Origin of the sequence: Asanoa sp. NPDC050611, from assembly GCF_040654855.1 — a bacterium.
Taxonomy (GTDB): Bacteria; Actinomycetota; Actinomycetes; order Mycobacteriales; family Micromonosporaceae; genus Asanoa.
Window position 1 is genome coordinate 1 of sequence record NZ_JBFAIU010000392.1, and the last position, 6,358, is coordinate 6,358.

The window sequence follows — 6,358 nt, forward strand, 5'->3', positions numbered from 1 at the left end:
GGTCGTCGCGGCGGACGACACGGCCGCGCGGCTCGACCTGCCCGGCGTCACCGTCGTGCCGGCCAGCCTGGTCAAGGGCCTGGAGTACGACCACGTGATCGTGGTCGAGCCCGCCGACATCGTGGCCGCCGAGCCACGCGGCCTGGCGCGGCTGTACGTCGCGCTCACCCGCGCGGTGGCGGGCCTCGTCGTGCTGCACGCGAAGCCGCTGCCCGCCGAGCTGCGCTGAGCAGGCACCTTTTGGTTAGTCACGCACTAAAAAGTGCGTGATCTTGAGTGGGATCAGGGCGTCGGAACCCCACGTTGTCGCTAGGTGAAGGCACCGAACGACAACGGGGGAACCGCCATGGCCACCATCACGACGACCATCGCCGAGCGCGCGGTGGCGACCAGGCGGTCGTGGCTCGCCGTCCTCGTGCTCGCGTTCGCGGCCGGCATCATCGTGACCACCGAGTTCCTGCCGGTCGGCTTCCTGCCGCTCGTCGCCGGCGAGCTGCACGTCTCGCTGGGCACGGCCGGCCTCATGGTGCTCGTGCCCGGTCTCAGCGCCGCGGTCGCCGCCCCGCTGGTGATCGTCGCCGCGCGAAGACTCGACCGCCGGCCGATGGTCATCGGTCTCGGCGCCCTCGTCCTGCTCTCCAACGCGCTCGCGGCGATCGCACCGAACTTCGGCATCCTGCTGGTCGCGCGCGTCTTCCTCGGGATCGCGATCGGCGGCTTCTGGGCGGTCGTGCCGCCGCTCGGCTTCCGGCTCGTCGGGCAACGTGCCGGCACCCGGGCGACCGCCGTGATCCTCGCCGGCCTGTCCACCGGCACCGTGATCGGCCTGCCGGCCGGCCAGTTCTTCGGCGCGCTGCTCGGCTGGCGCGAGACGTTCGCGGCCGCCGCCGCGGTCACCGGCCTCATCGTCGCGGCCGAGTTCGCGGTGCTCCCGCGCATCGTCGCGGCCGGACGGATGACGTTGGCGCACCTGCGCGCCGTGTTCCGGGTGCCGGTCGCGCGGGCGATCCTCGTCGCCGGCACGGTCGCGACCGTCGGCCAGTTCGCCGCGTCGACGTTCATCACGCCGTACCTGGCGGAGCGGGTCGGGCTCAGCTCCGGCGTCGCGAGCCTGTTCTTCATCGGGTACGGCGTCGCCGGCATCATCGGCAACCTGGCCGGCCCGCGGCTGGTCGAACGCGACCACATGGTGACGTTCGCCGGCGCCGCGCTGGCCTTCGGCGCGATCCTCGCGTTGCTGCCCGCGCTGGCGGGCCTCGCGGGCGTGGTCGCGATCGCGCTCGTCGCCTGGGGTGCGCTATGGGGACTCGTGCCGCTGGCCCTGCAGACGCACATGCTCAGCGCGACCCCGCACGCGCCCGAGGCGTCCTCGGCGGTGCTGATCTCCGTGCTGCAGCTCGCCATCGCGATCGGGGCCGGGCTGGGCGGAGTCGTCGTCGACTCCGCGGGCGTGTCCACGCTGTTCGTCGCGGCCGGCGTCACCGCGGTGGCCGCCGCCGCCTTCGGCTACCTCGCCCGCAAGGGCGTCTGAGAAAGGAGCGAACCATGAGCATCGTCATTCACCAGCACGCGTACGGGGGCCCGGAGGCGCTCACGGTCGAGCACGAGACCGTCGGCGAACCAGGACCGGGCGAGGTGCGCCTGCACCAGCACGCGATCGGTGTGAACTTCATCGACCTGGCGTTCCGCGCGGGCGCGATCCCCGGGCCGGGTTTCCCGCTCACGCTCGGCGTCGAGGGCGCCGGCGAGGTGGCGGCGGTCGGCCCGGGCGTCACCGGCTTCGCGCCGGGTGACCGCGTGGCCTACACGCTCGTGCCGGGCGCGTACGCCGAGGAACGGATCGTCCCGGCCGCGATGCTGCTGCGCCTGCCCGACGACGTGCCGTTCGAGCTGGCCGCCGCGGTCACCACCAAGGGCCTGCTCGCCGGCGCCCTGGTCGACCGGGTGGCACGACTCTCCGCCGGCGACGTCGCCCTGGTGCACGCGGCGGCGGGCGGTGTCGGCTCGCTGATCACCCGCTGGGCCACAGCCAGGGGCGTCGCCGTGATCGGCACAGTCGGCTCGCCGGCCAAGGTCGCGGCGGCCCGCGCGGCCGGCGCCGACCCGGTGCTGGTCCTCGGCTCCGGAGACCTCGCCGCCGAGGTGCTGCGCCGCACCGGTTCGCGCGGTGTCACGGCGGTCCTCGACGGCGTGGGCGCCGCGACGGCGGACCTGTCGCTGCGGGCGGTCGCCGAGGGCGGCAGCCTGGTGCGGTTCGGGAACTCGTCCGGACCGGCCGACCTCGACGAGCGGTCGGTCGCCGCGAAGCGCGTCCGCGTCAGCACGCCCGACCTGGGTGGCACCGTGCCGGATCCGGCCGAGCGGCAGGCCATCGCGGACGAGCTGTTCGCGCTGCTGTCCGGCGGGCCGGCGCCACGGTTCACGACGTACAAGCTGACGGAGGTCGCCGACGCGCACCGCGACCTGGAGTCGCGGCGCAGCACCGGCTCACTGGTGTTGACCGCCTAGCCGGTTGAGCTCGATCTCGCTCTGGTGGTCCTGTGCCCACGCCACCATCGTGTGCGCGTGGGCCAGGAAGCTCTCGCCCAGGTCGGTGAGCTGGTATTCGACGCGCGGCGGCGTCTCGGCGTACGCCGTGCGGCGGATCATCCCGTCGCTCTGCAGAGTGCGCAATGTCGCCGTGAGCACCCGGTGCGAGATGTCGGGCTCCGCCGCCATCAGGGCCGTGAACCGGGTCGGCCCGTTGGCGAGGACGTCCAGCACCCGCATGGGCCACTTCTCGCCCAGGCGCCCGAACAGGTCACGGACGAACGCGACCGTGTCCGGCCGGTTGTCACAGGTCGCACCGATCACTTCGGTGACCGGCCGGTCGGGGTTCATCGCCTGCCACCCCCTTCGGGACGCGATCTCCAAACCTAGCTCCGCTTGTGTGTCCGCTCGTAGTGGCGGGCGACCCGGGCGCGGTTGCCGCAGATGTTGGGCGTGCACCACTGGCGGCGGGTGGTCTCGGCGAGGAACAGCATCGAGCAGGCGGCGTTGGCGCAGCGGCGCAGCCGGGCCAGCCGGGCCGGGTCGGCGAGCAGCTCGATCGCGCCCCGTGCGGTAGCCGCCAGCGCCGCATTGCCGCCGCGGTCGGTGTGCCAGTGCACGTCCTCGCGATAGCCGCCGTCGGCCAGGTGGAGCCGCAGGCTCGTCGGCACGGCGGCGGCCGCGGCGTTGACCTCGTCCAGGGCGCCGGCCGGCGGAAGGCGGTCCGTCAGGTGGGCGTCGAACAGGTCGCGCAGCGCGGTGCGCAGGGTCCGCGTGGCCGCCAGGCTCGGCGCGGGGCCGCCCGGCAGGCGCCCCGACTGCAATCCCCACCACGCCTGTGCGGCGGCGCGGTCGGCGATCAGGTCCTGCGGCGGGTCGGTCATGAGCATCTCGGTGTCGACCAGGTCGAGCGCCACCACCGGCTCGCCGCCCATCGGGAAGCCGGCCCGCTGGACGTCGGCCAGACTGATGCTCACAGCTTCAGCCTATCCATTAGGTGAGACAACCGCGAGTTTCCCACGGAACCGCTTGCGCGCCGTCGGCTAATGCTTTTAATGTCGAGTTATGCGTTAGCTAGAGAGGCGCGCGATGGGACTGGGAGCGGCTGGTGTGACATGTGGGACTCGAGCGGAACCAGGCCGAGCGGACCGGCGGCGGTGACACCCGTTGTCGGGCCGCTGCCACCGATCTACGTTGGCGAGAGGAGGAGCGGCCATGGCGACCCTGTTGTCGGTCAACGTCGGCCTGCCCAAGGACGTGCGGTGGCAGGGCCGGACGGTCCACACCGGAGTGTGGAAGGCGCCGGTCGAGGGGCGCCGGATGGTGCGTCGGCTCAACATCGACGGCGACGGCCAGGGCGACCTCGCCGGGCACGGCGGGGAGCAGCGGGCGGTGCTGGTCTACCAGACCGACTCGTACGCGCACTGGTCCGCGTTCTTCGACCAGGACCTCGGCGGCTTCGGCGCGTTCGGCGAGAACTTCACCGTCGACGGGCTGGCTGACGACGAGGTGCACATCGGCGACCGCTACCGGATCGGCGACGCCGAGTTCGAGGTCACCCAGCCGCGGGTCACGTGCTTCCGCGTCGGCATGCGGCTGGGCCAGCCGAAACTGCCCGCGCTGCTGGTCGCCCACCACCGTCCCGGCTTCTACCTGCGGGTGATCACCGAAGGTCAGGTGGGCGCCGGCGACGAGATCACCCGGACCCGGGTCGGCCCGCACCGGGTGAGCGTCGCCGAGGTGGACGCCCTGCTGTACCTGCCGGACCCCGACCACGACCGGATCCGCGACGCGCTCGACATCCCGGCGCTGAGCCCCGGCTGGCAGGCCTCGTTCCACGACGTGCTCTCCGGTGGCGGCGGCCTCGCGCCGATCCCGACCGGCCGGAAGCCGCCGTGGACGGGCTTCCGCTCGCTGCGGGTCACCCGGGTGGTGCCGGAGACGGCGTCGGTCACCTCGATCTACCTGGCCGCGGCCGACGACAAGCCGCTGCCCGTGCCGGCCGCCGGTCAGTACCTGACGCTGCGGTTCCCGGGCGCCGGCACGCCCGCGCCCGTGCGCTCCTACTCGCTGTCGGACCCGGCCGCGTACCGGATCAGCGTCAAGCGCGAGGAGCACGGCGCGGTCAGCGGCCTGCTGCAGGAGGGCACCCTGCGGCCGGGCACGCTGCTGGACGTCGGTGCCGCGCGGGGCGAGTTCCTGCTGGCCACCGGCACCGACCCCGTGCTGCTGATCTCGGCGGGCATCGGCGTCACGCCCGTGCTGGCCATGCTGCACCGGCTGGCGGCCGACCACGACCAGCGCGAGATCTGGTGGGTGCACGCCGCGCACGACCCGCGCCACCACCCGTTCGCCGCCGAGGCCCGGGACCTGATCGCGAGCCTGCCGAACGCCCACGAGCACGTCTTCTACGCGGTCGACCAGCGGCTCACCGCGGCCGCGCTGGACGCGTTGGCGATGCCGACGGAGGCCGACGCGTACGTCTGCGGTCCGGACTCGTTCATGGACGACATGCGGGCGGCACTGGTCGACTCGGGCATGAAGCCCGACCGCGTACGCGTGGAGCTGTTCGCCTCCCGCTCGGCGATCAACCCGGGCGTCACGGGCGAGACCCGCCGCCAGCCGCACCCACCGCCGGGCCCGCCCGGCACCGGCCCGGCGGTCACGTTCGCCCGCAGCGGCCTGACCGTGCCGATGTCCGACGACGGCCGCTCGCTGCTCGAACTGGCCGAGGCGTGCGACGTGCCGACCCGCTGGTCCTGCCGCACGGGCGTCTGCCACACCTGCGAGACGGGCCTGCTGTCGGGCGACCTCGACTACGACCCGGACCCGCTGGAGCCACCGGGCCCGGGCAACGCCCTGATCTGCTGCTCCCGCCCCCGCGGCGAAGTGGTTCTCGACCTCTAGACGGCCCGGATGGCCAGGGCCGCGTCGAGCGCGGCGATCGTCGCCGCCCAGCCCTTGTCCTCGGCCGAGCCCGGCAGGCCCGCGCGGTCCTGGGCCTGCTCCAGCGTGTTGACCGTGAGCACGCCATGCGCGACCGGCTTGCCCGCGTCGAGCGCGACCCTGGTCAGGCCCTCGGTCACCGACTGGCAGACGTAGTCGAAGTGCGCCGTCGCGCCCCGGATCACCACGCCCAGGGCCACCACCACGTCGTACTTCTTCGCCAGCGCCTGTGCCACCACCGGGATCTCCACCGAGCCCGCCACCCGGGCGACCGCGACGTCCGTGACCGCCGACGCCTTGGCCGCGGCCACCGCCCGGTCGACCATGTGGTCGGTCAGCTCCGCGTGCCAGCGGGCGGCGACGATGCCCACCGTCAGGCCGGCCGCGTCCACGGTGGCCACATCGGGTTCGCCGAAACCGGCCATCAGAATCCCTCCGCAAGGTCGACGTCGTCGAGCGCGTCGAGCAGGTGTCCCATTCGGTCGCGCTTGGTCCGCAGGTAGCGGACGTTCTCCGGGTGCGGGCGCACCGGCAGGCCCTCGCGGCCCACGATGGTGAGCCCGTAGCCCTCCAGGCCGGCCCGCTTGGCCGGGTTGTTGGTGAGCAGGCGCATCGAGCGCACGCCCAGGTCGTAGAGGATCTGCGCGCCCGTGCCGTAGTCGCGGGCGTCGGCGGGCAGGCCCAGGTCGAGGTTGGCGTCCACGGTGTCCCGGCCCATGTCCTGCAGCTGGTAGGCCTGCAGCTTGTGCAGCAGCCCGATGCCCCGGCCCTCGTGGCCGCGCATGTAGAGCACGACACCGCGCCCCTCCTGCGCCACCCGGGCGAGCGCCGCGGACAGCTGGGGGCCGCAGTCGCAGCGCAGCGACCCGAACACGTCGCCGGT

8 protein-coding genes are annotated in these 6,358 nt (G+C 73.5%); 4 read left to right on the forward strand and 4 right to left on the reverse strand.

What is annotated here, in order from left to right; genetic code table 11:
* The 3 genes from AB0H87_RS36070 to AB0H87_RS36080 all read left to right on the forward strand — a co-directional run.
* Nucleotides 1-229 (forward strand): ATP-binding domain-containing protein (locus AB0H87_RS36070; protein ID WP_360156345.1); only part of this gene is annotated, 229 nt, incomplete at its 5' end.
* A gap of 117 nt (nucleotides 230-346) precedes the next feature.
* A complete protein-coding gene (locus AB0H87_RS36075) occupies nucleotides 347-1,531 on the forward strand; it encodes an MFS transporter (RefSeq protein WP_360156348.1) in 1,185 nt (394 codons plus the stop codon).
* A gap of 14 nt (nucleotides 1,532-1,545) precedes the next feature.
* Entirely contained in the window at nucleotides 1,546-2,508 is a 963-nt protein-coding gene (locus tag AB0H87_RS36080) for a quinone oxidoreductase (protein ID WP_360156351.1), read from the forward strand.
* Here AB0H87_RS36080 and AB0H87_RS36085 read toward each other — a convergent pair.
* Nucleotides 2,488-2,880: a helix-turn-helix domain-containing protein gene (locus AB0H87_RS36085; protein WP_360156354.1), complete on the reverse strand. Its 393-nt coding sequence runs from the start codon at nucleotides 2,878-2,880 to the stop codon at nucleotides 2,488-2,490. The genes AB0H87_RS36080 and AB0H87_RS36085 overlap by 21 nt on opposite strands.
* Before the next feature lie 35 nt (nucleotides 2,881-2,915).
* Nucleotides 2,916-3,506 carry an ABATE domain-containing protein gene (locus tag AB0H87_RS36090; RefSeq protein WP_360156357.1) on the reverse strand — a complete coding sequence of 197 codons (591 nt, stop codon included), beginning with the start codon at nucleotides 3,504-3,506 and terminating at the stop codon, nucleotides 2,916-2,918.
* Nucleotides 3,507-3,744: 238 nt separating this feature from the next.
* On the opposite strand from AB0H87_RS36090, the gene AB0H87_RS36095 reads away from it, so the two are divergent.
* A complete protein-coding gene (locus AB0H87_RS36095) occupies nucleotides 3,745-5,436 on the forward strand; it encodes an MOSC and FAD-binding oxidoreductase domain-containing protein (protein ID WP_360156360.1) in 1,692 nt (563 codons plus the stop codon).
* On the opposite strand, the gene ribH is transcribed toward AB0H87_RS36095, so the two are convergent.
* Both ribH and ribA read right to left on the reverse strand, forming a co-directional pair.
* Nucleotides 5,433-5,900, reverse strand: coding sequence for a 6,7-dimethyl-8-ribityllumazine synthase (gene ribH / locus AB0H87_RS36100; protein WP_360156363.1), 468 nt, complete (start codon nucleotides 5,898-5,900; stop codon nucleotides 5,433-5,435). The two genes, AB0H87_RS36095 and ribH, sit on opposite strands and share 4 nt — an antisense overlap.
* On the reverse strand, nucleotides 5,900-6,358 hold a 459-nt coding region (ribA, locus tag AB0H87_RS36105), incomplete at its 5' end, for a GTP cyclohydrolase II RibA (protein ID WP_360156366.1). The genes ribH and ribA, both read right to left, overlap by 1 nt.